Annotated in this window: 21 protein-coding genes and 1 tRNA gene; 13 read left to right on the plus strand and 9 right to left on the minus strand. The window is 65.4% G+C overall.

Going from position 1 to position 21878, the window contains the following annotated elements; translation table 11 throughout:
* Window positions 1-2 precede the first annotated feature (2 nt).
* The gene (locus tag ACU5AP_RS08345; protein WP_128720001.1) at window positions 3-1037 is read right to left on the minus strand and encodes a ligase-associated DNA damage response exonuclease; all 1035 of its coding nucleotides are present in this window, start codon (window positions 1035-1037) and stop codon (window positions 3-5) included.
* A 72-nt stretch (window positions 1038-1109) separates the two neighbouring features.
* Between ACU5AP_RS08345 and ACU5AP_RS08350 the strand changes: the two genes are divergently transcribed.
* The 5 genes from ACU5AP_RS08350 to ACU5AP_RS08370 all read left to right on the plus strand — a co-directional run bounded on the left by ACU5AP_RS08350 (window position 1110) and on the right by ACU5AP_RS08370 (window position 3666).
* Complete coding sequence (locus ACU5AP_RS08350; protein WP_446681058.1) at window positions 1110-1580, plus strand: PaaI family thioesterase; 471 nt, start codon at window positions 1110-1112, stop codon at window positions 1578-1580.
* Window positions 1577-1984: a PaaI family thioesterase gene (locus tag ACU5AP_RS08355; protein WP_003164777.1), complete on the plus strand. Its 408-nt coding sequence runs from the start codon at window positions 1577-1579 to the stop codon at window positions 1982-1984. Before ACU5AP_RS08350 ends, ACU5AP_RS08355 begins: the two co-directional genes overlap by 4 nt.
* A 111-nt stretch (window positions 1985-2095) precedes the next feature.
* The gene (locus ACU5AP_RS08360; protein ID WP_003164776.1) at window positions 2096-2443 is read left to right on the plus strand and encodes a hypothetical protein; all 348 of its coding nucleotides are present in this window, start codon (window positions 2096-2098) and stop codon (window positions 2441-2443) included.
* A 92-nt stretch (window positions 2444-2535) separates the two neighbouring features.
* Window positions 2536-2970: a hypothetical protein gene (locus tag ACU5AP_RS08365; RefSeq protein ID WP_040345301.1), complete on the plus strand. Its 435-nt coding sequence runs from the start codon at window positions 2536-2538 to the stop codon at window positions 2968-2970.
* 60 nt (window positions 2971-3030) lie between these two features.
* Window positions 3031-3666, plus strand: coding sequence for a S24 family peptidase (locus ACU5AP_RS08370; RefSeq protein ID WP_040345299.1), 636 nt, complete (start codon window positions 3031-3033; stop codon window positions 3664-3666).
* Window positions 3667-3732: 66 nt separating this feature from the next.
* Here ACU5AP_RS08370 and ACU5AP_RS08375 read toward each other — a convergent pair whose 3' ends face one another.
* Together ACU5AP_RS08375 and ACU5AP_RS08380 are read right to left on the minus strand one after the other, a co-directional pair.
* Window positions 3733-4212 (minus strand): SH3 domain-containing protein, encoded by a 480-nt coding sequence (locus ACU5AP_RS08375; protein ID WP_128720000.1) that lies wholly within the window; start codon window positions 4210-4212, stop codon window positions 3733-3735.
* 524 nt (window positions 4213-4736) lie between these two features.
* Window positions 4737-6410, minus strand: coding sequence for a lysine--tRNA ligase (locus ACU5AP_RS08380; protein ID WP_128719999.1), 1674 nt, complete (start codon window positions 6408-6410; stop codon window positions 4737-4739).
* Between the two features lie 88 nt (window positions 6411-6498).
* Here ACU5AP_RS08380 and ACU5AP_RS08385 point away from each other — a divergent pair, with 88 nt between their 5' ends.
* Window positions 6499-6927, plus strand: coding sequence for a GNAT family N-acetyltransferase (locus ACU5AP_RS08385; protein WP_003164767.1), 429 nt, complete (start codon window positions 6499-6501; stop codon window positions 6925-6927).
* Here ACU5AP_RS08385 and ACU5AP_RS08390 read toward each other — a convergent pair.
* Window positions 6924-7382 carry a MaoC family dehydratase gene (locus tag ACU5AP_RS08390; RefSeq protein ID WP_003164766.1) on the minus strand — a complete coding sequence of 153 codons (459 nt, stop codon included), beginning with the start codon at window positions 7380-7382 and terminating at the stop codon, window positions 6924-6926. The genes ACU5AP_RS08385 and ACU5AP_RS08390 overlap by 4 nt on opposite strands.
* A gap of 115 nt (window positions 7383-7497) precedes the next feature.
* Here ACU5AP_RS08390 and queA point away from each other — a divergent pair, with 115 nt between their 5' ends.
* The 3 genes from queA to tgt are packed head-to-tail and all read left to right on the plus strand — an operon-like array spanning window position 7498 to window position 10231.
* Window positions 7498-8592, plus strand: a complete 1095-nt coding sequence (gene queA, locus ACU5AP_RS08395) for a tRNA preQ1(34) S-adenosylmethionine ribosyltransferase-isomerase QueA (RefSeq protein ID WP_446681062.1) — start codon at window positions 7498-7500, stop codon at window positions 8590-8592.
* Window positions 8589-9065 (plus strand): hypothetical protein, encoded by a 477-nt coding sequence (locus ACU5AP_RS08400; protein ID WP_003164763.1) that lies wholly within the window; start codon window positions 8589-8591, stop codon window positions 9063-9065. Before queA ends, ACU5AP_RS08400 begins: the two co-directional genes overlap by 4 nt.
* 53 nt (window positions 9066-9118) lie before the next feature.
* Window positions 9119-10231 carry a tRNA guanosine(34) transglycosylase Tgt gene (gene tgt, locus ACU5AP_RS08405; RefSeq protein ID WP_128719997.1) on the plus strand — a complete coding sequence of 371 codons (1113 nt, stop codon included), beginning with the start codon at window positions 9119-9121 and terminating at the stop codon, window positions 10229-10231.
* Here tgt and ACU5AP_RS08410 read toward each other — a convergent pair.
* From ACU5AP_RS08410 to ACU5AP_RS08425, 4 genes are all read right to left on the minus strand, one after another.
* Window positions 10228-10776, minus strand: a complete 549-nt coding sequence (locus ACU5AP_RS08410) for a hypothetical protein (RefSeq protein ID WP_046653441.1) — start codon at window positions 10774-10776, stop codon at window positions 10228-10230. The genes tgt and ACU5AP_RS08410 overlap by 4 nt on opposite strands.
* A gap of 228 nt (window positions 10777-11004) precedes the next feature.
* Window positions 11005-13518, minus strand: a complete 2514-nt coding sequence (locus ACU5AP_RS08415) for a TonB-dependent receptor domain-containing protein (RefSeq protein WP_446681059.1) — start codon at window positions 13516-13518, stop codon at window positions 11005-11007.
* A 94-nt stretch (window positions 13519-13612) separates the two neighbouring features.
* Window positions 13613-14620 carry a FecR family protein gene (locus ACU5AP_RS08420; protein ID WP_128719995.1) on the minus strand — a complete coding sequence of 336 codons (1008 nt, stop codon included), beginning with the start codon at window positions 14618-14620 and terminating at the stop codon, window positions 13613-13615.
* A complete protein-coding gene (locus tag ACU5AP_RS08425; RefSeq protein ID WP_088411640.1) occupies window positions 14620-15180 on the minus strand; it encodes an RNA polymerase sigma factor in 561 nt (186 codons plus the stop codon). Before ACU5AP_RS08425 ends, ACU5AP_RS08420 begins: the two co-directional genes overlap by 1 nt.
* 155 nt (window positions 15181-15335) lie before the next feature.
* On the opposite strand from ACU5AP_RS08425, the gene ACU5AP_RS08430 reads away from it, so the two are divergent.
* From ACU5AP_RS08430 to ACU5AP_RS08445, 4 genes are all read left to right on the plus strand, one after another.
* Window positions 15336-16475 carry a metallophosphoesterase gene (locus ACU5AP_RS08430; RefSeq protein ID WP_223850712.1) on the plus strand — a complete coding sequence of 380 codons (1140 nt, stop codon included), beginning with the start codon at window positions 15336-15338 and terminating at the stop codon, window positions 16473-16475.
* 95 nt (window positions 16476-16570) lie between these two features.
* Window positions 16571-17818 (plus strand): TetR/AcrR family transcriptional regulator, encoded by a 1248-nt coding sequence (locus tag ACU5AP_RS08435; protein WP_232623952.1) that lies wholly within the window; start codon window positions 16571-16573, stop codon window positions 17816-17818.
* A gap of 228 nt (window positions 17819-18046) precedes the next feature.
* A complete protein-coding gene (locus tag ACU5AP_RS08440) occupies window positions 18047-20275 on the plus strand; it encodes a TonB-dependent receptor (protein WP_198478710.1) in 2229 nt (742 codons plus the stop codon).
* Window positions 20276-20344: 69 nt separating this feature from the next.
* Entirely contained in the window at window positions 20345-21649 is a 1305-nt protein-coding gene (locus tag ACU5AP_RS08445; protein WP_128719992.1) for a serine/threonine protein phosphatase, read from the plus strand.
* 122 nt (window positions 21650-21771) lie between these two features.
* Here the strand turns inward: ACU5AP_RS08445 and ACU5AP_RS08450 are convergent.
* Window positions 21772-21848 (minus strand) — tRNA-Pro (locus tag ACU5AP_RS08450).
* Between the last annotated feature and the right edge of the window lie 30 nt (window positions 21849-21878).

The following is a 21878-nucleotide window of genomic DNA, read 5'->3' on the forward strand; positions in this document are numbered from 1 at the left end:
GATCAAGCCGTCGCCGGCTCGCACAGCGTTTCTTCATCGTCCTCGTCATAGCCGACAAGACGCAAGGCGCGCGCCTTCACCCCCTTCAGCTCCGCCCAGCGCAGCAGGCCTTCCTCGCGCCCGTGCGTGATCCAGATTTCTTCCGGCGCCAGCTCTTCAAAGGTCTGGATCAGTTCGGGCCAGTCCGCATGATCTGAAATGACCAGGGGCAACTCCACGCCCCTTTGACGCGCTCGCGCCCTCACGCCCATCCACCCGGAGGCGAAGGCGGTCACCGGATCAGCGAACCGGCGCGCCCAGCGGTCTTGAATGGCCGAAGGCGGCGCAATCACCACCTCGCCGCCCAAGGCCCCCGCCTTCAGCCCTATGGCGGGAGCCAGCGATCCCAGGTCGATCCCTTCGTTCTGATAAAGGCGGTTCAGACGCTCAAGCGCGCCGTGAACATGAATGGTCCGATCCCAGCCCGCCTCGCGTAGCAGGCGGATCACACGCTGCGCCTTGCCCAAGGCGTAGGCCCCGACCAGGTGGGCGCGTTCAGGAAACTGCGCCAGAGAATGAACCAGGCGCGCGATCTCCTCCTCGTCCGACGGGTGAATAAAGACCGGCAGACCGAACGTCGCCTCAGAAATGAACACATGACAGCGAACCGGCTCGAACGGCAGGCAGGTGGGATCGCGTCGCCGCTTGTAGTCGCCGGACACCACCATGATCAGGCCGTCTCGCTCGATGACGGCCTGAGCCGAGCCCAGCACATGCCCGGCGGGGGCAAATCGCACCGCCACGCCGTTGATCGTCGTCGCCTCTCCGCAAGCGGCGGGCTGAACCCGTCCGGCGAAGTCGGGTCCGTATCGTTCAGCCATGATGGCCAGGGTCTCGGGCGTCGCCAATACGGCGCCGTGCCCCGGCCGCGCGTGATCCGAATGGCCGTGCGTGATCACCGCCCGATCCACCGGACGCACGGGATCCACATAGAAATCACCAATCGGGCAGTAGAGACCGGCTGGCGCGGGCCTCAGAAGATCTTGAGGTCGGATCATCAATCTATCCGCTCGCTGGACAAGGACGCCCCTGACGGGCGACCAAGACGAGACGCAACACAGGACGCCTCGATGACGGATTCGTTCCTAGAGACTCTATTGCCGCAACTCGCATCCGGCGCGGCGCACACCCACGCCCTGGGCTTCGCTTTCGAAGGCCTGGACGGAGATCGCGTCCGCATTCGCGTTCCCTATCGGGATGATCTGATCGGCGATCCCGAGACCGGCGTCCTGGCCGGCGGCCTCGTCACCACCCTGCTGGACCACGTCGGCGGTCTGGCCGTCTGGGTGGGGCTGGGAACGTTTCGGCCCGTGGCGACGCTCGATCTTCGCGTCGACTATATGCGCGCCGCAGCGCCCGGTCGTGATCTGCTGGCCGAGGCGCGGTGCTATCGCCTGACGCGCAATCTCGCCTTCGTGCGCGCCTGGGCCTTCGAAGATGATCCGACCGATCCCGTCGCCGCCGCCCAGTCCGCCTATATGGTCAGCGCGGAAGGCGATCACCGCCCCGGCGCAAACCGGAAATCCAGGACCGTCGCATGACCGCCTCCCTGCTCGACAGCCTGCCCTACGCCCGCTTCCTGGGCCTTCAAACTCAGATGAACGGCGACGAGATCACCGTCGTCATGCCGTTCGCCGACAAATTGATCGGCAACCCGATGCTGCCGGCTCTGCACGGCGGCTCAACCGCGGCCCTGCTGGAAATGACGGCCATGGCCCAGGTCTCTCTGACCTATCCAAGGCTGCGATTGCCGCGCCCGATCAACGTCACCGTGGCCTATCTTCGTTCGGGTCGCCCGATCGACGTCTACGCACGCGCCAGAATCAACAAGGCCGGACGCCGCGTCGCCCATGTGGTCGCCGAAGCGTGGCAGGACGCCCGGCAAGACCCGATAGCCTCTCTTACCGCCCACTTCCTGCTGGACCCCGAAAGTGAAGGCTCCTGACGAGCGATGGAGCGACAACGTCAATTGTAAATTTTGTAAAGAAAGCCCTGTTCAAATTAGTTAATACGCGTTAACCTTTTCTCGTTGTTCTTTTCAACGAGGGGTTAAGTCATGGATCGCAACGAAGTCATCGCCGGTGTCGCCGGCGAACTGCACGCCACCGAAAAAGCGCTGGATGACGCCATCGCCCACGCCGCGACCCTGGTTCAGACCATGATCGGCGCACGCTCGGCTCTGTCGCTCTCAGCCGTCGCCGCAGCAGGCTCCCAGACCAAGGCCATGGAAGCCATCGCCGCTCTCAGCACCGCTCGTGAAGCCCTGATCGCGTGCCACGCCGAACTCGAGAAGGACCATCGTCGTCTCGGCTACGGCACCTACGCCCTGGGTCCGCTCGACAAGCCCAATGAATGGGATAGCCGCCCCATGGGCAGCCAGGAGCGTCACCTGCGCGTGGCGTGAATTCGGCGTAATATTACGTATCAGCTATCCGGCTTCAAACTAGCTTGGTGTAGCTTGGCCCCCATCGTTTTAGAGGCGATGGGGGCCTTTCGTTGTTTGATTTCATCGCAGGCTACATAGGCGCCGCGAGCGTCCTGCTCGTGTGCTTTTTTGCGCTGACAAAGGGAGGCCATCCAGAGCGGATAGGCGCGATCGTCGTTCTATGCGGGTGGTTCCTTTCGATATTGGCTCAACGCTATTTGGGTTATGTCGCCACCCAATGGCCGGTACTGCTGATCGACCTGATCGCCTTGGCGGCTTTTGTGGCTCTAGCTTGGAAAGCTCCCCGAACTTGGCCCGTGTGGGCCAGCGCTTTCCAACTCTTGTCCGTCGCCAGCCATGTCATGGTTCTCATGAAATTACGGCCTGAGATTTCCGCCTTCTACACAGTCGTCAACATGGCGGGATACGGCATCATCATCGCCTTGGGCGTTGGAACCTTTTTCGCCTGGCAAGAGCGTCGTGCGGCAGGCGTAGAAATTTCGTAGGTAGATATTGCTATTTCATCCAAGTAGACTGACGCCTCGAGTTTTTTGGAACGTGCGCCATTGCCCTTGTCCCACGCCCAAATTTGGAAGGCCATCGACGCCCTGGCGCGACGAGAGGGCGTTTCGGCCTCGGGTCTGGCGCGACGCGCGGGCTTGGACGCCACCAGCTTCAATCCCTCCAAGCGGCTAGGGCCCGGCCAGCCTCCTCGCCCTCGCTGGCCCTCGACGGAAAGCCTGATGCGCGTGCTTCAGGCGAGCGGTCTAAGTCTGGGCGAGTTCGCCGCCCTTGCGGATGACGCCGCGCCGCACCCTCGCGCCATACCGCTTCTGGGCCTCGCTCGCGCGGGCGACGAGGGCTTCTTCGACGACGCCGGCCTGCCGATGGCGGAAGGCTGGGATCAGACCGAACTGCCTGCCCACAAAGACAGTCTGTTCAGTCTGACTATCGACGGCGACTCCATGGAGCCGGTATATCGGCCAGGCGACCGGGTCATCGTCGACCTGGACGCTACAGAGGTCCGGCGCGGCGACCGGGTGGTGGTTCGCACGGCAGAGGGCGAGACCCTGGCCAAGGAAATCGCCGCCCTGAATGGTCGCGAAGTCGTTCTAGCTTCGGTCAATCCGCACTATGAGCCGCGCATCCTGCCGCGCGGCCAGATCCGGTGGATGGCCCGCATCCTGTGGGTCAGCCAATAACAGCAGAAGGCCGCCCCTTTCGGGACGGCCCTCGCATGTGATCGACGCGGGGGAGAAATCCGCCGATCAGTTCGGCGCCACGTAGCGAGCGTTGACCCAGCCGCCGCCGGCGATCTGCACCCACTCGCCCTGGGAGCCCGTGGCCGTGAAGGGCTGACCGGCCGACAGACTGCCGGCTTGGCGATATTGCGTGCCGGGGCCCGAACGGATGCGCAGGTTGGACGTGGCGCGGTACATGTTGGCGTTAGACTGGGCCGCAGCGCGCGTGCGCTGCTGATTGCAGCCGATATAGGAGCCGGCCGCAGCGCCAGCGCCCGCGCCGACCACGGCGCCCAGGGCGCGCTCATTCTTCGACACCTGACTGCCAGCCAGACCGCCCAGCACGGCGCCGATTGCGGCGCCCGCCTGCTGACGGCCGCCCGGCGCGTCACAGTTGGTGATGCCGTTGGCCTGAGGCATGGCGCTGGCGGTAATGGGCGCAGCGGCGGCGGCCAGCGCGGTGAACATGGCGGTGGCGGCCAAACCCGCCTTGAAGGTCTTCGACATATGGCTCTCCTGTCATCGAGTTGTCGATGGAGTGAGAATGCCTCGCCCAAGCTGAAGGCTCCCCCAGCCCTGTCGTTATGTGCCGTTCATCTTTCTTGTCGAACGCAGAGCCGCCTGACGCTCCGGCCCCGCCCAAGTTCGTGTGAAAAAACAGATATTGTTCATTTCCTCCCCCATACGGGGGATGGGCAGAGGCCGCATTGTCGTGCGCTATGGCATCCATGGGCGCACTTGGAAAAGCAGACGTGGCTCTGGATGTGCTGTGGCGCAGCCTTTACGGCCAGCCGCTGCCGATCTCCGGCTCTGCTGAGCTCGCCCTGCAGGTCATTATGGAATGTGAGCGAAAATCATGGTCCCCAGCACCCGCCGACGCCATCGCCGATCAATCTGGCTGCCGTCCCCGTTTGAGAGTCTGCTCTTGATGCTGGCTCTAGCCTCCCTGGTCGGGGCCGTCTTCGTCGCCTGATCATATCCAGAACGAAGACGGGCCGCTGATGAGATCAGCGGCCCGAAACTTTCAATCCCTACCCCTCGACCAAGCCGCCTGCAGCGCCCTTCTCGAGCAGTTCGATTGTCTGGGACAGGCCGTAGATGGCCGCGAACGAACCGAAACGCGGCCCCTGCGAGGCGCCCAAAAGCACTTCATACAGCGCCTGGAACCAAGCCCGTAGCGGCTCGAACTCGTGCGCCTTGCCCACGGCGTAAACCTCGCCCTGGATGATCTCTCCGTCGGTGGTGTCGGCCGGCAGGGTCTTCAGACGTTCCGCCAGATCCAGCAGGGCCGCCTTCTCCTTGTCGTCGGGCAGACGATAGGTCTTCGAGGGCTTCACGAAGTCCTCGTAGTAGTTCAGCGCATAGCCCATCAACCGGTCCAGAACCGGCTCATTCTCGGGCGTGGCGTCCGGCAGGTATTTGGCGAAATAAGCCCACAACTGTTCCTTGGTCGAGGCGTTGGCCACGCCCACCAGGTTCAGCAGCAGGGCGAAGGACACCGGCGAGACGCTCTCAGGCGGAGTCCCTGAGTGGATATGCCAGACGGCGTTGTCGATCTGCTTGGCCGGTTCCTGCGTCTTATACTGCTCGATGAAGGACAGATAATCGTCCGTCGCGCGCGGAATGACGTTGAAGTGCAGGCTCTTGGCCGACTTCGGCGACTGGAACATGTACCAGCTCAGGCTCTCAGGCGTGCCGTAGCGCAGCCACTCCTCCATCGTCAGGCCGTTGCCCTTGGACTTGGAGATCTTCTTGCCTTCGACATCGAGGAAGAGCTCGTAGTTGAAGCCTTCCGGCGGCGTGCCGCCCAGGGCGCGACAGATCTTGCCGCTCTCGCGCACGCTCTCGATCAAGTCCTTGCCCGACATCTCGTAGTCGACGTCCAGCGCGGTCCAACGCATAGCCCAGTCGGGCTTCCACTGCAGCTTCACATGGCCGCCGGTGACGGGAACCTCGGTGCGGCCGCCGGCCGGGTCGTCGAAAACGATAGTCCCGCGCTCGACATTGCGCTCCAGCGTGGGCACCTGGAGCACATGGCCGGTGATCGGGCTGATCGGCAGAAAGGGCGAATAGGTGGCGCGGCGCTCCTCGCCCAGGGTCGGCAGCATGATGCCCATGACCTTGTCGAAGCGTTCCAGCAGGGTCAGCAGGGTCGCGTCGAACCGGCCCGACCGATAGGTCTCGGTCGAGGACATGAACTCGTAGTCGAAGCCGAAGCTGTCGAGGAAGGCGCGCAGACGGGCGTTGTTGTGCGCGCCGAAGCTGTCATGCGTGCCGAACGGGTCGCGCACCTTGGTCAGCGGCAGGTGCAGGTCTTCGCGCAGCATCTCGGGGTTGGGCACGCCCTCGGGCACCTTGCGCAGGCCGTCCATGTCGTCCGAGAAGGCGATCAGGCGCGTAGCCCAGTGATCGCCGGTCAGGGCGCGGAACGCGTTGCGCACCATGGTCGTGCGCGCCACTTCGCCAAACGTGCCCATGTGCGGCAGACCCGACGGGCCGTAACCCGTCTCCAGGATCACCGGCCGGTTCAGCGCCTCGAAGGTCGCCAGAGCCTCGTCCGCCTTGCCCGCGTCGATCAGCAGTTTCGCCGCATCGCGCTCCGCGTCCGACAGCCGTTTCTTGAGCACGTGGGCCAGCAGGTTGCGCGCTTGCTCAAACGGCCACGAACGGGCCTCACGGGACAGGGTTTCAAGGTTCTGAAGCATGCACCGGGCTTTGACGCCTTGAGCGCGCGAGGTCAACTTTTGATGACTCTCCCTGTCGCCCTGACCGCGCATCCAATATCAGGATGTAATGAGCCCCGATTACCGCCTTGTCGCCCGCACGCCCGTCATCGACGACTACCGTCGCCTCAGGGCCATCTCAGGTCTAACCCCGCGTAGCGCAGAAGCAGCGGCCGCCGGCCTGCCTAACACTGTCTTCGCCGTGGTGATTGAGAACCAGTCGGGCGAAGTCGTCGGCATGGGACGGGTCATCGGCGACAAAGGGCTGTTCTTCCAGATCGTCGACATCGCCGTCGATCCCGTCCACCAGGGACGCGGTCTGGGCAAGGCGATCATGAAGGCTCTGGTTGAACACCTGCGCGCCGCCGTGCCCGCAGAGGCCTACATCAGCCTAATCGCCGACGGAGAGGCCCATCGCCTCTATGCCCAATACGGCTTTCAGCCCACGGCGCCCGCCTCAATCGGCATGGCGTTATTCCTGCGCCCGAACGACGCCTAGAGCCGCGCTTCAGCGTTTCTCGGCAGTTGCATCTGGTTCTCGAAGCTCATGGCCAGATCGCCGTCCTGATTGGTGACGGTCGTCTTGGTGCGCACGACGCCGCGATCGGGCTGGCTCTTGGACGGGCGGATCTCGATGATTTCGCGGCGCACGGTCAGGGTGTCGCCGGGGCGCACAGGCCGCACCCACCACAGGGCGTCGACATTCATGCCCAGCAGCGGCGTCTGACCGAAATAGGCTTCGTCCACGAACTGCCGCATCACGCGCGAACAGACATGCCAGCCGCTGGCAATCAGGCCACCGAAACGCCCCGCCTCGGCCGCCGCCTTGTCGATATGCATGGGCTGGGGGTCGAACTCGGTCGCGAAGGCGATGATCTCGGCTTCGGTCATGGTGAAGGGTTCGCTGTCCCAGCTTTCGCCGACGGTCAGGTCGTCCAGATAGCGGTCGGTCATGCACTCAAACTCCCATGGGCTGCGTCTGACATAGCGGCTGGAGCGGTTTTCGCCAGTCGACTTTCCGCCGGGTCTCGCTTGACCGCAAAGGCGGGGCGTGAGCATTCCCCGCCCCATGCGGACATCCGATTTCGACTTCGACCTGCCCGAGGCGTGCATCGCCCTGCGCCCCGCCGACCCGCGCGACTCGGCCCGCCTTCTGGTCGTGAAGGGCGGCGATCTTCAGAACCGGATCATCCGCGACCTGCCAGTTTTTCTGCAACCGGGCGACGCCCTGGTGTTCAACGACACCCGCGTGATCCCCGCGCGCCTGTCGGGCGTGCGCCACCGCACCGGGCCGGAAGGCGAGCTGCTGTCGGTGCCGGTCGAGGCGACCCTGCACCACCGCGACGCACCCGACGTCTGGAGCGCCTTCATGAAGCCCGGCAAGCGGCTGAAGGTCGGCGACCGCGTGCGTTTCGGGCGCGAGGAAGACAACGCCTGCTTCCTGGGCCAGGTCGACGCCGAGATCACCGCCAAGGGCGAGGACGGCCTCGTCACCCTGCGTTTCGATCTGGCGGGTCCGGCGCTGGACGACGCCATCCGCGAGGTCGGGGTCATGCCCCTGCCCCCCTATATCGCAGCCAAGCGGGCCGAGGACGATCAGGATCTGAAGGATTACCAAACCGTCTTCGCCGAGCATGACGGCTCTGTTGCGGCGCCGACGGCGGGTCTGCACTTCACCCCGGCCTTGTTGGACGCCATCCGGGCGCGCGGCGTGACGACCCACGCCGTGACTTTGCACGTCGGGGCGGGCACCTTTCTGCCGGTCAAGGCCGACGACACGGCCGATCACAAGATGCACTCCGAGTGGGGCGAGGTCTCGGCCGAGACCGCCGCCGCCTTGAACGCGGTGCGCGCAGCGAGCGGACGCATCGTCTGCGTCGGCACAACCTCGCTTCGCCTTCTGGAGAGCGCGACGCGCGAGGACGGCCTGGTCCAGCCCTTCCACGGCGACACCGCCATCTTCATCACGCCAGGCTATCGCTTCCGCGCCTGCGACGTGCTGATGACCAACTTTCACCTGCCGAAATCGACGCTGTTCATGCTGGTCAGCGCCTTCGCGGGGCTGGAGACGATGCGCGCCGCCTACGCCCACGCCATCGACAGCGGCTATCGCTTCTATTCTTATGGCGACGGAAGCCTGCTGTTCCGGGAAGACGCCCAATGAGCCACATCGACGACCTGCCCGAAAATCTGGCCGCGACCTTCGACATCCTGGCCTCGGCGGCGAGTGAGCTTCAGGATCCCTGGTGGGTGTTCGGCGGCGCCGGCATGGCCCTGTCGGGCCTGTCGGAGTGGCACGTGCCTGACGTCGACGTCATGACCAGTCCGCGCGACGCGCGGCGCCTGATCGAGGCCCTGCACGGCGAAGCCATCGAAGACCCCGGCGAAGGCCTGTTCCGGTCGCAGGTGTTCGGCGAAATCCTGACCACGCCGGTTCCAATCGAGGTCATGGCGATGATGGACGTCCGCGCAGGCGCGGACTGGACCCCGGTCATCTTCACCACGCGCCAGGGTGTCGAACTGGACGGGGGGACGATTTACATCCCCACCGTCTCCGAACAGATCGAGAAATGCCGTCTGTTCGGTCGCCCCAAGGATCTGCAGCGCGCGGAGCGCCTTGAGACGCTACTGCGCTGACTGGCGGTTACGGAGCAGACGGCCTAAGACGCGCCTCCCTGCAAGGAACGCCCATGCCTTTTCCATTTGAGATCTCCGCTGTCGAAGGCCGCGCCCGCACCGGCGTGCTGAAAACCACGCGCGGCGATATCCGCACCCCCGCCTTCATGCCCGTCGGCACCGCCGCAACGGTCAAGGCGATGACGGTGGATCAGGTCAAGCAGACCGGCGCGGACATCATTCTGGGCAACACCTACCATTTGATGCTGCGGCCCGGTCCCGAGCGGATGGAGCGCCTGGGCGGCCTCCATAACTTCATGCGCTGGGACAAGCCGATCCTGACGGACTCCGGCGGCTTCCAGGTCATGAGCCTGTCGGGCATCTCCAAGCTGACCGAGGAGGCCGTGACCTTCTCCAGCCACATCGACGGCTCCAAACACGTCTTGACGCCGGAACGCTCAATCCAGATCCAGGCCGACCGCCTCGGCTCCGACATCGTCATGCAACTGGACGAATGTGTCGCCTGGCCCGCCGAGGAAAAGCGCGCGCGCGAAGGCATGGAGTTGTCGGCGCGTTGGGCGCAGCGCTCCAAGAACGCCTTCGGCACGCGCGATGCACAAGCCCTGTTCGGCATTCAGCAGGGTTCGACCTATGAGAACCTGCGCCGTGAATCCTCAGAACGCCTGCAGGAGATCGGTTTCGACGGCTACGCCATCGGCGGCCTGGCCGTCGGCGAAGGCCATGAAGCCATGTGCGAAGTGTTGGACTATGCGCCCGAGTTCCTGCCCAAGGAGCGCCCACGCTATCTGATGGGCGTCGGCAAGCCGATCGACCTGGTCGAAGCGGTCTATCGTGGCGTCGACATGTTCGACTGCGTCCTGCCGACGCGCGCGGGGCGCCATGGTCAGGCCTGGACATGGGACGGCCCGTTGAATCTCAAGAACGCCCGCTTCGCCGAGGATCAGGATCCTCTGGACCCCGAAGTTCCCTGCCCGGCCTCGCAAGATTATTCAAAGGCTTACCTGCACCACCTGATCCGCGCTGATGAGATTCTCGGCAAGATCCTGCTGAGCTGGCACAACATCGCCTTCTTCCAGGCCCTGACGGCCGCCATGCGCGCGGCCATAGCCGAGGGGCGGTTCGAGCAGTTCCGCCGCGACTTCCGCGCGCGGCACCTGAAGGCCTAGCCTCTACGCGGAACGAAGCCCGCCGGAGCCGCCGGAGGCGCACAATTCCGCTGCATTCCCACGCCCTTCAGGAAGGAGCGGCGACGCAGGCCCGCCTGAATGGCTGACTGAACGTGCTTGCTGTGCGCGTCGGCGCCGGTCAGACGGCGCACCCAGCTGCGAGCCGGAATGAAGTCCGTCACCGTGCCGCGCACGGCGTCCAGCGTCGCGCCTGCCGCAGCGTCGGCAGCGCGCTCGCTCATAAAGGTTCCATCATCGGTAGGCGCAGCGTCCGTATCCGGGCCCAGAGCCTCATCCAATCGCCCGATTTCGGCAGCGATCACCGAGCATCGCGTCATGTTGCGCAGGTCATACGGATTGGATTCCGCCTGAAGCAGAATGGTTGGGATTTCCTGACGCTTGAGGTTCAGATCCTCAAGCGGCGCGGTAACGGCGTCGCCTAATCCTGTGCCCACCTGATCCACGCCGTCTCGAGCGGAAGCGCCGGCGTTGCAACCGGCGAGCAACAAGGACACGGCGATGACGGTCAATGAAATCTGGCGCATGAGTTCGTTTAATCACGCCTCTCGTGTCAAAGCCAATCAGCCTCCCTCGACGGACATCAGGGCCGAAGCTGACCTAGGCTTGCGGCCTTCCATAGCCACGTCCGGCTGCCAACCTACAAACCTTCCTGCTCGCTGTCGTAGGCAAACCCCGCTGCCCGCTAGCGGGCACGCGCTGGTGAGGTTGCGCCGCCGCTCCAACACGCGAGAGACGGCGCGACCTCCGTGTCGTCAGAACCTGTAGCGCAGGCCCACGCCATAGGTCGCAGGCGCCCCGACCAGACGCGAAGCGCCGTTCTTTTCAGGGAAATACACCTTGTCGGTGATGTTGCGGCCATAGGCGTAGACCGCCCAATCGGCCGCCGTCTGCAGCTCCACGCGGGCGTTCAGCAGGGTATAGGCGTCCGCCGTATTGCCCGGAGCCGCGTTCAGGCGGTTGCTCTCCTCGCCGTGGTGCGAGACCGACAGGCGGCTGTCCAGACGCCAGCCGTTGGCCAGCACCAGGCCGTGGTTCAGCGAAACCGTCGCCGTCACGTCCGGCGCGCCCGGCAGGGGGTCGCCGACGGTCGACAGCACCTCGGCCACGCGCGCCGAGCTGAACGAGATGATCTCTGTGTCCAGGAAGGCGGCGGCGACGTCGAGATCCAGGCTCTGGTTCGCGCTTTCGAACAGGACGGCGTTGAGCGCGAACTCGATCCCCTTGCTCTCGGCTTCGCCGACGTTGGCGCGGCCGTTGGTGTCATTGGCCAGACGGGTCGTCGCTTGCAGCTCCTTGAATTCATAGGAGAAGATGTCCACCGACAGGCGAAGACGGTTCGTCGTCCAACGCAGCCCGGTCTCATAGGCGGTGACGGTTTCGGAATCGAACGGCAGCGTCTCGGCCTGGGTGAAGATCGAGGTGCCGTCGAAGCCGCCGCCGCGATAGCCGGTGCCCGCCGAAACGAAGACGTTCAGGTTCGGGGTAAAGGCGTATTTGGCCGTGACCCGACCCGACACGTTGTCATCCTCGAAGGCACGGTCCCAGATGAAGGGATCGGTCGTGGCGAAGGTCTTGGTGAAGGTCGAGATGCCCCACGGGTCCAGGTCGTCGTTGCGCCCGCTGAAGGTCGCCTCATCGCGGGTGTAACGCAGACCGCCCGACAGGGTCAGCTTGTCGGTCAGGTCATAGTCGACCTGGCCGAACACGGCGAAGCTGTTGCGCGTCTGCTTGTGCAGGTTGTCGTACTGGGTCCGGGCCGTATAGCTGGTCCAGTGGGTGTCGAAGTCGATATCGTCCGAGACGTAGAAGGCGCCCACGATCCAGTCCAGACGACCGTCGTTGTCGTCGCTCAAACGCATTTCCAGCGAGGTCTGGTTCAGCGTCTCATCCGCATCGAAGCGCGAGGCCGGATAGGGCGAGCCGTCGCCGTTGCCCTGCACCGAGCGAGTCGTGCCCTGGACGTTGCCGATCACCGCCAGATTCAGGTCATCGCCCAGACGATGCTGCAACGCCGCCGACACGCCATAGATGTCGATGCTGTGGGTCGGATACTCCGACGAATAGAACTCGTACGGGTCGTCGTTCTCGCCCGCATTGGCGATATTGCTGTCCAGCGTCGCCGAGATACGGTCGTACTGGCGCGTGTCGCCCCGGTCGCGGCTGCCGAACAGCTTCACGGTCAGGTTGGTGTCCGGCGTGAAATCGAAGGCGACAGTGGCCCGGCCGGCGAACAGATCCTTGTCGCCGAAACCTTCACGGCGGCCCGGATCGACGATGGGCGGAACCTGGGTCTGGGTCACGCCGGCGATGACCGGCTGGAAGCCCGCCAGGTCGCCCGCGCCCGCCCCGGTCATGAAGCCGCCGCCCTGCTCGGCCAGCACGGCCAGCCGCACGCCGACCGTGTCGCTCAGGGGACCGCCGACGGCCGCCTCCATCGCCAGATAGTCATAGCTGCCGAACTCAAGACGGCCCGAGCCTTCGACCGCCTCGCCCGGCCCCTTTGTGATGGCGTTGATGACGCCCGCCGTGGTGTTGCGGCCGTACAGGGTGCCTTGCGGTCCTTTCAGGATCTCGACCCGGTCCAGGTCGAACAGAGGCATGCCCAGATAGGCGTTCGAGGTCTGATAGACGCCGTTGACGTGCAGGGCGACCGAGGGATTGCCGTTAGGCTTGTAGTCATCGGCGCCGCCGATGCCGCGGATGCTGATCAGGCCGTAGTTGGTGCCGCCGAAGGCGTAGTTCACCGACACGCCCGGAACTTCGTCCACCAGGTCGGTCACGCTGTCGATGCCGCGACGAAGGGCGTCTTCACCGTTCAGCATGGTGACGGCCAGCGGCACGTCCTGGATGCGCTGGGCGCGCTTCTGAGCCGTAACGATCACGTCCTCGATCGCGGTGACGCCGTCGGATCCGAGATCGGCATGAGCGACTGCAACAGAAAAGGTGCGCGCGCCGACCGGCGTCACGGTCAGGCCCGTGCCCTCCACCATGCGGCGCAGCGCCTCGGCGGGCGCCAGGACGCCGACCACGCGATTGGCGCGGCGACCGCGCACGGCTTCCGGCGCGAACAGCACCTGCACGTCGGCGGTGCGCGCCAGCGTCGTCAGCGCCTCTTCCATCGACTGGCTTTCTATGGCGAAGGAGACGGCCGCGCCGCCGCTCGGCGACTGGGCCAGAGCCGGCGTCGCCGCTGCGACCGCAGCGACGGCCGAGCAGGCCAGCAGCATGCGCTTGAAGGCGCTGGCGCGCGGCTTGGAAATGAACATGGTAGCCCCTGAGATCTGGTCCGCCGCTCGTCGGCGGCTCCCCCTCAGAAACGGAAGCGCCTGCGCAGACCCCCACCCCGTCGTGGAAAATTCATCAAAGCGCAGCCGTTTCGTCAGACGCTTTGTCGGGCGATCCGATGCGCCAGTCCCCGTCCGTCGTGCGCCGCACCGACAGACCGAAGCCGCGCGCCAGAGCCAGGGCGAACTCCTGCCCGCCGTCATAGCGGAAGGAGCCTGAGATGCGGACCTCCCCCGTCGCCGCATCCGTCAGCGTCAACCGCTCCGCCGAATAGCGATTGAAGCGTTCGACCACCTCGCGCAGCGGACGGTCGCGCACGACCAGACGCCCCATCCGCCAGGCCGTCTCGGCCTCGACGTCTGCCGGCGCGGCCCGCAGTTCGTCGCCGCGCGCCAGCCCGCCCTGCCCCGCCGTCAGGATCAGAGGCGCGCCAGCGCCGCCCCTTTGAGCCACCCTAAGCCGTCCCAGTTCGACCAGCGCCTCGGGCCCTCGGTCTGCATAGGTCGCCTGGAAGCGCCCCTGCGCGGTCGCCATCAAGCGATCGCCGACGCGTAGGACGAAGGGCTCGGCGTCAGGCTGAATGTGGAAATAGGCCTGACCGGCCTCCAGCACCGCCGCGCGACGTTCGGCGCCGTAATCGAGGCGCAGTCGAGAAGACGGCGCCAACGTCACCTCCGACCCGTCCGGCAGGGGCGCGGTCAGTCGCTGCCCCGCCTCGGTCGCGATCAGCGCCCGCGCCGGTGACGACGCCGTCATCACCCACAGCCCGCCGCAGGACGCCGCAATGGCCCCGCCGGTCAGGCCGAGCAGAGCCCGCCGTCGCGTCGCGCCTCGATCGGCACGCCCCAGCGCCGCCGCCCTCAGGGCCAACACCTCGGGCTGCCCCGCCTCAAGCTCCAGCATGCGCCACGCCTGCTGGCAGGCGCGATAGTTGCGGATATGTCCAGGATCTTCATCCAACCACCGCCGGAAGGCGATCTCGTCCTGGGGGCTGGGCGTATCGCCGCCGTTCATTCGCGCGAACCAGAAGGCGGCCGGATCGACCGCTTCCTCGTCGTTTGATCGGGGATGAACCGGAAACATCAGCGATCCCCCTCGACCAGGTCGACCCTCAGCGCGGACATGGCTCGCACCATGTGCTTCTCGACCGCGCTGACCGAAATGCCCAGACGCTGGGCGATCTGCGGATAGGTCAGGTTCTCGAACCGACGCAGGATCACCACGGCCCGCGCACGCGGCGGCAGGGCGTCCAGCGCCGCCAGCATCCGTTTCAAACGCTGCCTCCCCGCGATGATCTGTTCGGCGTCAGGCGCGTCATACTCGGCCACGGCGTCGTTGATCTCGACATGCAAGCCTCGACCCCGCGCCTGCTCATAGCGCCCCCGATCCCGCGCAATGTTGGCCGCCGCCTCAAAGACATAGCCGTCGACGTTCTGCAGGCTCATCAGGTCCGCGCGGCGCATCAGGCGCAGGAACAGATCCTGAACCATCTCCTCCGCATCCGCCGACGATTTCGACCGCCGCAGGAAGAAATGCGTCAACGGCGCCCGCAACCGCCGCGTCAACGCCGCGAATCCCTCGTCGCGCGTCAGGGCGGACGTCGCGTCGTCCATGTCGAAGGGCTGGCTTGGCTGTCGGTTCACCGCGCGCCCAATGACGCCGCATCGTCACCGCCTCATGTCGGTCGCACGACATTTCCGTATCAGCGCATCCCCGATGCGCTCTGGCGCGTCATCGCAGCCAAAGCGTCACACAGCGTCGCTAAGGGCGGCTGCATATCGGTTTCAGGATGACGCATATGACGATGTTCAAACACCTGGGCGCGGCGGTCGCCTTCAGCGCGGCGCTGCTGAGCGCAGCGGTTCCGGCCTGGGCCGAGGTCTTCACCATCGCCGTCGTCTCCGACACCCAGAACTACGCCGACATAACCCTGCCCCAGCCGCGCGGCGCCGACACCTTCGACCAGCAGATGCGCTATCTGGTCGAGACCCGTCAGGACAAGAACCTGGCCTTCGTCACCTTCGTCGGCGACATCGTCCAGCATGGCGACGGCCAGTTCCGACGCGCCATTCCAGACGCAGAGAGCGAATACCAGCTCTTCGACACGCGCGAGGAATGGGACATCGCCAACCGCGCCCTCTCGATCCTGACCGACAGCGGCCTGCCATTCGGCATGGTTCCCGGCAACCACGACTACGACAACTATTCATGGCGCGGCTACGACGGCGCCTCCGAACCTCTGTCGGGCGGCCGCGCCTGGAACTTCTACTTCGGCCCCCAGTCGCGCCACTTCACGGATAAGGCCTGGTACGGCGGCGCCTCGGCGAACGGTCTGAACAGCTTCCAGACCTTCACGGCCGGCGGCCTGTCCTTCCTGCACCTGTCGCTGGAGATGCAGCCGCCCCAGGCCGCGCTGGACTGGGCCCAGGGCGTGATCGACGCCCATCCCGACACGCCCGTCATCGTCACCACCCATGAATGGCTGAAGCCTGACGTGCAGGAACGCTCCAACGGCTACGACAGCTATTTCGCGGGCGCAGACAACCTGCCGCCCGATCAGGTCTGGGACCGTTTCATCCGCAAGAACGCGATGATCTTCATGGTCCTGAGCGGCCACAACTACACCCGCCCGATCGAAGGCGTATCCAACGGCGAGAACCTGCGCATCGACCACAACGACGCCGGGCGTCCCGTCTATCAGTTGATCCAGGACTATCAGGGCAACACCGTCGGCCCGGACGGACAGGCCGGTTCGGCCAACGGCGGCGCAGGCTGGCTGCGTTTCATGGCCTTCGACACCGAGGCCCGCACCATCCGCTTCTATACCTATTCGACCCTGCTGGGCCGGTATGCCGGTCGCGACGGCGAAGCGACCTTCGGCGTCTCGCCCGAACGGTCCGAGTTCGTGCTGCCCTTCCCGCCCCAACTTCAGGATTGAGTCCGCGACGCGATCCGCCGTCTTTCGTCGCAGGCCTTGCCCAAGAAAGCGATCAGGCCTCGACACGACCGTTTCAGGCGGCCATGCACGCTGCGATGACGACGATCGCTTCATCACGCTCGCTCGAGGCCGACCGCGTCGTCGCCGCGGCCATGGCCCTGGTCACGGAGGTCGGTCTGGGCGGCCTGACCATGCGCGACCTGGCCCAGGCCGTCGGCAAGAGCACGACCGTCATCGTCAATCTGTTCGGCGCCAAGGCGGGGCTGATCGAAGCCATCGCCTTCAGGGCGTTCGAGCAGGACGAGGCCTACCACGAGGCCTTCTTCGCCGCCGTCGACGACCTGGCCCTCAGCCGCGACAGCCTGCTGGCCCTGACGGCCCGCTACTTACGAGAACGCGCCGCGTTCTCTGCCGACTTCGCCCGAGTGTGGGAAGAGCTGCTGGTCAGCCCCGACCCGGCGGCCTTCCTGCCTCCCCTGCTGCGACGCTGGGATCTCATGCGGCGCGACGCCTGGACGGCCTTCCTGTCGCGTCGCCCCGGCCTGGAAGCGTTCGGCGAGGCGATCTCCACCTACCTGATCATCGAGCAGTTTTACTTCGGCGCCCTGGGCGGTCGCTCGGACTATGAGGCGATTGCGGCCGAGGGATTGGGCGGCCTGATCGATCGGGCCTTCGGCCGCCCCGACGATCCGGCCTCAGCGACCGAAAGCTATATCGATCGGATGGTGATCCCCAAGGCGCCGAGCGACGGACTTGAACCGGATTCCATCAAGCGGCGTCTGCTCGACGTCGCCGCAGACCAGATCCTGAGCGGAGGCGTCGGGATCGTCACCAACCGCTCGGTCAGCACGGAGGTCGGCACTTCGACCTCCACCATCGCCTACCATTGGGCGGATATGCGGCGGTTCGTGATCGACGCCGTTTGGCACGCGGTCTTCCGCGAGATGCCCCGCTACCTCGACTACCGCCATCCGTTGGGCGCCGGTCCCCCGGACGTACAGCGGTGGGGCGAGATGATGGCCCTTACCCTGGAGACGCCTGCCGACGGCGAGCGCGGCTTCTACGTCAAGTACGCCCGTCTGATCGCCCAGGTCTGCCTGCAGGCGCGTCGCGATCCGTCCTTCCAGGAACTGGCGATGATTCTGCGCGGGCCCGAAGGCGGCGGCAACTACACCAACCGCGGCGAGCTCTGGCCGCCTCAGTTCGACCTGACGCGCCGCGCCGCCACCCGTTTCGCCTTATGGATCAAGGGCGCGGCCATCATGGCGGCGGCGACGGGCGATGCGCCCGATGCCGCGCGCCTGCAAACCGTCGCCAAGACCTTGGTCACCCAGCGCGACTGAATCGAACAATCGTTCCTTATTCGGAACAGTCATCGACAGGCAGCGCGACAGCAACACTTCAAATAAGCTTCACCAAAGCATCACGACCATCTCCTACAGCGGAAATGTTGTCGAACAGTTGTTTTTTTAAGGCCGGTCACACGGCGTGAGAACTACGGCTGCTCGCGACATTCCCCAACTTTCCAGCCTGAGCGACTGGATCGCCCGCGCTGCCCGATGGATCGACACATGAACCGTCTTCTTTTCGGCGCCTCGAGCGCCGCCCTGCTCCTTGCGGCGGCCGCGCCCGCGGCGGCCGAGGTCGCGACCGAGCCTCAGGCCACCTCCGTTCAGGACATCATCGTCACCGCGCAGCGCCGCGAGGAATCCGCGCAGAAGGTCGGCCTGGCCCTGACGGTCGTATCGGGCGAAGACCTGGACAAGCGCAACATCCAGACGGTCAACGACCTGGAAAACGCCGTCCCCAGCATGGAGGTCGACAGCCAGCTGGGCGGCGGCCAGCCCCAGTTCCGCATCCGCGGCGTCGGCCTGACGGACTACGCCGCCAACAACACCTCGACCGTCGGCGTCTATATCGATGAAGTCGCCTATCCCTATGGCGTGATGACCCAGGGCCAGTTGTTCGACATCGCCCGCATCGAGGTTCTGCGCGGGCCGCAGGGCACGCTGTACGGCCGCAACACCACCGGCGGCGCGGTCAGCGTCGTCACCGGAGCGCCGACGGACTATGTCGCGGCCGGCTTCAACGCCAGCTACGGCAGCTATGACGCCGCCAAGTTCGAGGGTTTTGTTTCGGGTCCGGTCGCCGGAACCCTGAGCGCCCGCCTGGCCGTCGCGGCCGAGACGGGCGGCGGCTGGCAATACCACCGCGACACGGGCGAAACTCTGGGCGACAAGGACACCAAGGCCCTGCGCCTGCGCCTGAACTGGCGCCCCAGCGACCTGACCGACCTCGACCTTAACGTCCACTACAGCCAGGACAAGTCGGACGGTCGGGGCCTGCGCCTGATCACCACCCCCTTCACCTCGGGCGGCGGCAAGGTCTATCCGATCGATACGGCGCACCGGATCACCGGCTGGGGCATCTCCCCCTATTTCGCCCAGCTGATCGGCGTCTCGCCCAACACCAAGCCGTTCCGCGACAACGAGGGCAAGGGCGTCAGCCTGCGCCTGAACCACGACCTCGGCTGGGCCACCCTGACCGCCGTCGCCGCCTATGAGTCCTTCGACCGCAAGGAGTTCAACGACTGGGACGCCACGGCCTCGAACGAAGCCGGCACCTACTTCTTCAACGACATCGAGACGATCTCGCAGGAAGTGCGCCTGGCCTCGAACGGCGACGGTCGTCTGCAATGGCTGGCCGGTCTCTACCACGCGACCGAGGACATCGACGGCGGCTTCTACTCCGACTTCTCGGAAGCGAAGAGCCTCCGATTCTGGATGAGCACCACCTACGGCCAGAAGGTCCAGACGACAGGCGCCTTTGCCAATGTGGACTACCGCCTGACCGATCGCCTGACCCTGATCGGCGGCCTGCGCTACGAGGATGAGACCCGCGAGCTGAACGACTTCAAGACCGAGGTTCTGGCTCCGGTCCCGCGCGTCAACGCCACCGCCTCCAAGTCTCAGAGCATGGGCGAATGGACCGGCAAGGTCGGCGCTGAATACGCCTTCAGCGACAGCGTCCTGGCCTACGCCAACGTCTCGCGCGGGGTGAAGTCCGGCGGCTTCACCACCTACAACAGCGGCCTGCCCGATCAGCTGGAGCCCTTCAAGTTCGAGGAGCTGATCGCCTATGAGACCGGCGTGAAGGCCAGCCTGTTCGACAACCGCCTCCAGGCGAACGCGGCGATCTACTATTACGACTACCGCGACCAGCAGCTTCAGGGCGTGCTCTACACCCAGACGGGGCGCGTCGGCCGCATGATCAACGTGCCGAAGTCGCATATCCAGGGCGCCGAGCTGGAGCTGCGCTGGCAGCCTCTGGACAACCTGACCATCACCCAGGCGGTCGGCTACAAATACGGGGAATATGACGAGTTCTTCTTCGTCAACGCCTCGGCCACCGAAGCCGCCAAGGATCCGGTGACGGGCGAATACAACACCATCATCTACAGCGATCGCGCAGGCGAGCGCCTGCCCTTCCCGCGCTTCGACTACAAGGGCTCGATCGCCTATGAGCACCAGATCGGCGACTGGGGCGTCGAGGCGGAAACCAACTACGCCTACCGCAGCGAGAAGTTCAGCACCTCGTCCAACTCGGTCATCGGCGACTACTGGCTGATGAACGCCAACCTGACGTTCCGCCCGATGAACGGCAGCTATGCCTTCGGCTTCTTCGTCAACAACCTGACGAACGCCTATTCGGAAGAGTCGCGCAACCGCTTCATCTCAGCGTCCACCGGCTCGCCCAACGCCCCGCGCACCTGGGGCGCCCGGGTTAGCTATCGCTACTGATCTCTGCCTGCGAGGCTTCGGACTTGGCTCCGAAGCCTCGCGCTTTTCCTCGCGAAGAAAGATGCGTCCATGTCGATGATGCGTAAGCTGTTCCGTTCAGCCGTCCTGGCCCTCGGCCTTCTGGCGGCCGCCCCCAGCCTGGCCCAACAGGCGACTGACGCCCGTTTCACCATCGCCGTGATCCCCGACACTCAGAACTATGTCGATCACACGCGTCAGCGCGCGGCCGGCTTTCCGTTCGACGCGCGGGACATGATGACCGAGCAGTTCCGCTTCATCGCCGACAACGCCGCCTCGCGCGGCGGCGACATCGTCTTCGCCACCGGCGCGGGCGACGTATGGCAGCACCCCGTCATCGACATCGACCCGGATCACGCCGCGCGCGGCTTCAGTCCCCGCGCCCTGCCCTCCGACGTCGGACCGGCGAAATGGGCGCCGGGCGTCCGCGAGGTGGAGATCCCCGCCTCCATCGCCGCCTATCGCCTTCTGGACGGCGCCCTGCCCTTCTCGGCCGTGCCCGGCAATCACGACTATGACGCCCAGTGGTGGGAAGAGTCCTGGCCGCGCGACCTGACCGCGCCTGAAGGCGACCTGCGTCGCCTGGGCATGATCCATGTCGGCGGGCTGACCGAATGGGTCCGCGTCTTCGGCGCCGCCTCGCCCTTCTTCAAGGACCGCCCCTGGTACGTCGGATCGCACGACGGCGGCGCGGACAGCGCCCAGGTGTTCGAGGCCGGCGGCTACCGCTTCCTGCACATCGGCCTGCAGTTCGCCCCTTCCGACGCCAGTCTGAAATGGGCCGAGACCGTCATCCACGCCCACCCCGGCCTGCCGACCCTGATCAGCACCCACGACTTCCTGGACAAGACCGGACAGCGCCGCGCCCATCCGGTCGTGGACATCAACGCCCTCGATCCCTTCGACAACAGCGCCCAGGGCGTGTGGGACAAGCTGATCAGCCGCAACCCGCAGATCTTCATGGTCCTGAGCGGCCATCACAACGGCCAGGCCTTCCGCACCGACCCGAACCGCCAGGGCGGCGCCGTCTATCAGCTGCTGTCCGACTATCAGGACCGCAACCGCGCCGCCGTCGGCGCCGGGCTGGATGCGGCCAAGGCGCCGGGCCTGGGCGATGGCTGGCTGCGTTTGATGGCCTTCGACATGACGGGCGAGGTTCCGACCGTGCGCGTCCGCACCTATTCGACCCACTTCAAACGCTACGCCTCGGATGAGCCGAACTACGCACTCTGGTACAAGCCGAACGAGCAGCCTCAGATGACCGACGAGGAATTCCTAGCGCAGGACGAGTTCACCATCCGCCTGGAGGACTTCCGCGCTCGTTTCGGTCCCGGCCGCAGCGCCAGTCAGCAGTAGGCTGCCCTGTTCACAGTTCCGACTGGAAGACTCGTCTTTTACGCGAAGCGCGCTAGCGCCCAATTGCAAAGGGGTCGCCTTACGGCGACCCCTTCAAAACCATTCCAAATCAAAGATTTAGATGGTCGGAGCGACAGGATTCGAACCTGCGACCCCTTGACCCCCAGTCAAGTGCGCTACCAGGCTGCGCCACGCTCCGAAGGCGCTCCGTATAGACGGCGGTTCGGTG

It is taken from the genome of Brevundimonas sp. RM1 (assembly GCF_052907225.1).

What these genes read in the sequence shown, in the direction of transcription:
- ACU5AP_RS08440 (WP_198478710.1), top strand. Translation starts at nt 18,047, where the DNA reads ATGAACCGTCTTCTTTTCGGCGCCTCGAGCGCCGCCCTGCTCCTTGCG.
- ACU5AP_RS08400 (WP_003164763.1), top strand. Translation starts at nt 8,589, where the DNA reads ATGAGCCACATCGACGACCTGCCCGAAAATCTGGCCGCGACCTTCGAC.
- ACU5AP_RS08435 (WP_232623952.1), top strand. Translation starts at nt 16,571, where the DNA reads ATGACGACGATCGCTTCATCACGCTCGCTCGAGGCCGACCGCGTCGTC.
- ACU5AP_RS08350 (WP_446681058.1), top strand. Translation starts at nt 1,110, where the DNA reads ATGACGGATTCGTTCCTAGAGACTCTATTGCCGCAACTCGCATCCGGC.
- ACU5AP_RS08380 (WP_128719999.1), bottom strand. Translation starts at nt 6,410, where the DNA reads ATGCTTCAGAACCTTGAAACCCTGTCCCGTGAGGCCCGTTCGTGGCCG.
- ACU5AP_RS08355 (WP_003164777.1), top strand. Translation starts at nt 1,577, where the DNA reads ATGACCGCCTCCCTGCTCGACAGCCTGCCCTACGCCCGCTTCCTGGGC.
- ACU5AP_RS08390 (WP_003164766.1), bottom strand. Translation starts at nt 7,382, where the DNA reads ATGACCGACCGCTATCTGGACGACCTGACCGTCGGCGAAAGCTGGGAC.
- ACU5AP_RS08410 (WP_046653441.1), bottom strand. Translation starts at nt 10,776, where the DNA reads ATGCGCCAGATTTCATTGACCGTCATCGCCGTGTCCTTGTTGCTCGCC.
- tgt (WP_128719997.1), top strand. Translation starts at nt 9,119, where the DNA reads ATGCCTTTTCCATTTGAGATCTCCGCTGTCGAAGGCCGCGCCCGCACC.
- ACU5AP_RS08445 (WP_128719992.1), top strand. Translation starts at nt 20,345, where the DNA reads ATGTCGATGATGCGTAAGCTGTTCCGTTCAGCCGTCCTGGCCCTCGGC.
- ACU5AP_RS08420 (WP_128719995.1), bottom strand. Translation starts at nt 14,620, where the DNA reads ATGTTTCCGGTTCATCCCCGATCAAACGACGAGGAAGCGGTCGATCCG.
- ACU5AP_RS08360 (WP_003164776.1), top strand. Translation starts at nt 2,096, where the DNA reads ATGGATCGCAACGAAGTCATCGCCGGTGTCGCCGGCGAACTGCACGCC.
- ACU5AP_RS08345 (WP_128720001.1), bottom strand. Translation starts at nt 1,037, where the DNA reads ATGATCCGACCTCAAGATCTTCTGAGGCCCGCGCCAGCCGGTCTCTAC.
- ACU5AP_RS08430 (WP_223850712.1), top strand. Translation starts at nt 15,336, where the DNA reads ATGACGATGTTCAAACACCTGGGCGCGGCGGTCGCCTTCAGCGCGGCG.
- queA (WP_446681062.1), top strand. Translation starts at nt 7,498, where the DNA reads ATGCGGACATCCGATTTCGACTTCGACCTGCCCGAGGCGTGCATCGCC.
- ACU5AP_RS08375 (WP_128720000.1), bottom strand. Translation starts at nt 4,212, where the DNA reads ATGTCGAAGACCTTCAAGGCGGGTTTGGCCGCCACCGCCATGTTCACC.
- ACU5AP_RS08385 (WP_003164767.1), top strand. Translation starts at nt 6,499, where the DNA reads ATGAGCCCCGATTACCGCCTTGTCGCCCGCACGCCCGTCATCGACGAC.
- ACU5AP_RS08415 (WP_446681059.1), bottom strand. Translation starts at nt 13,518, where the DNA reads ATGTTCATTTCCAAGCCGCGCGCCAGCGCCTTCAAGCGCATGCTGCTG.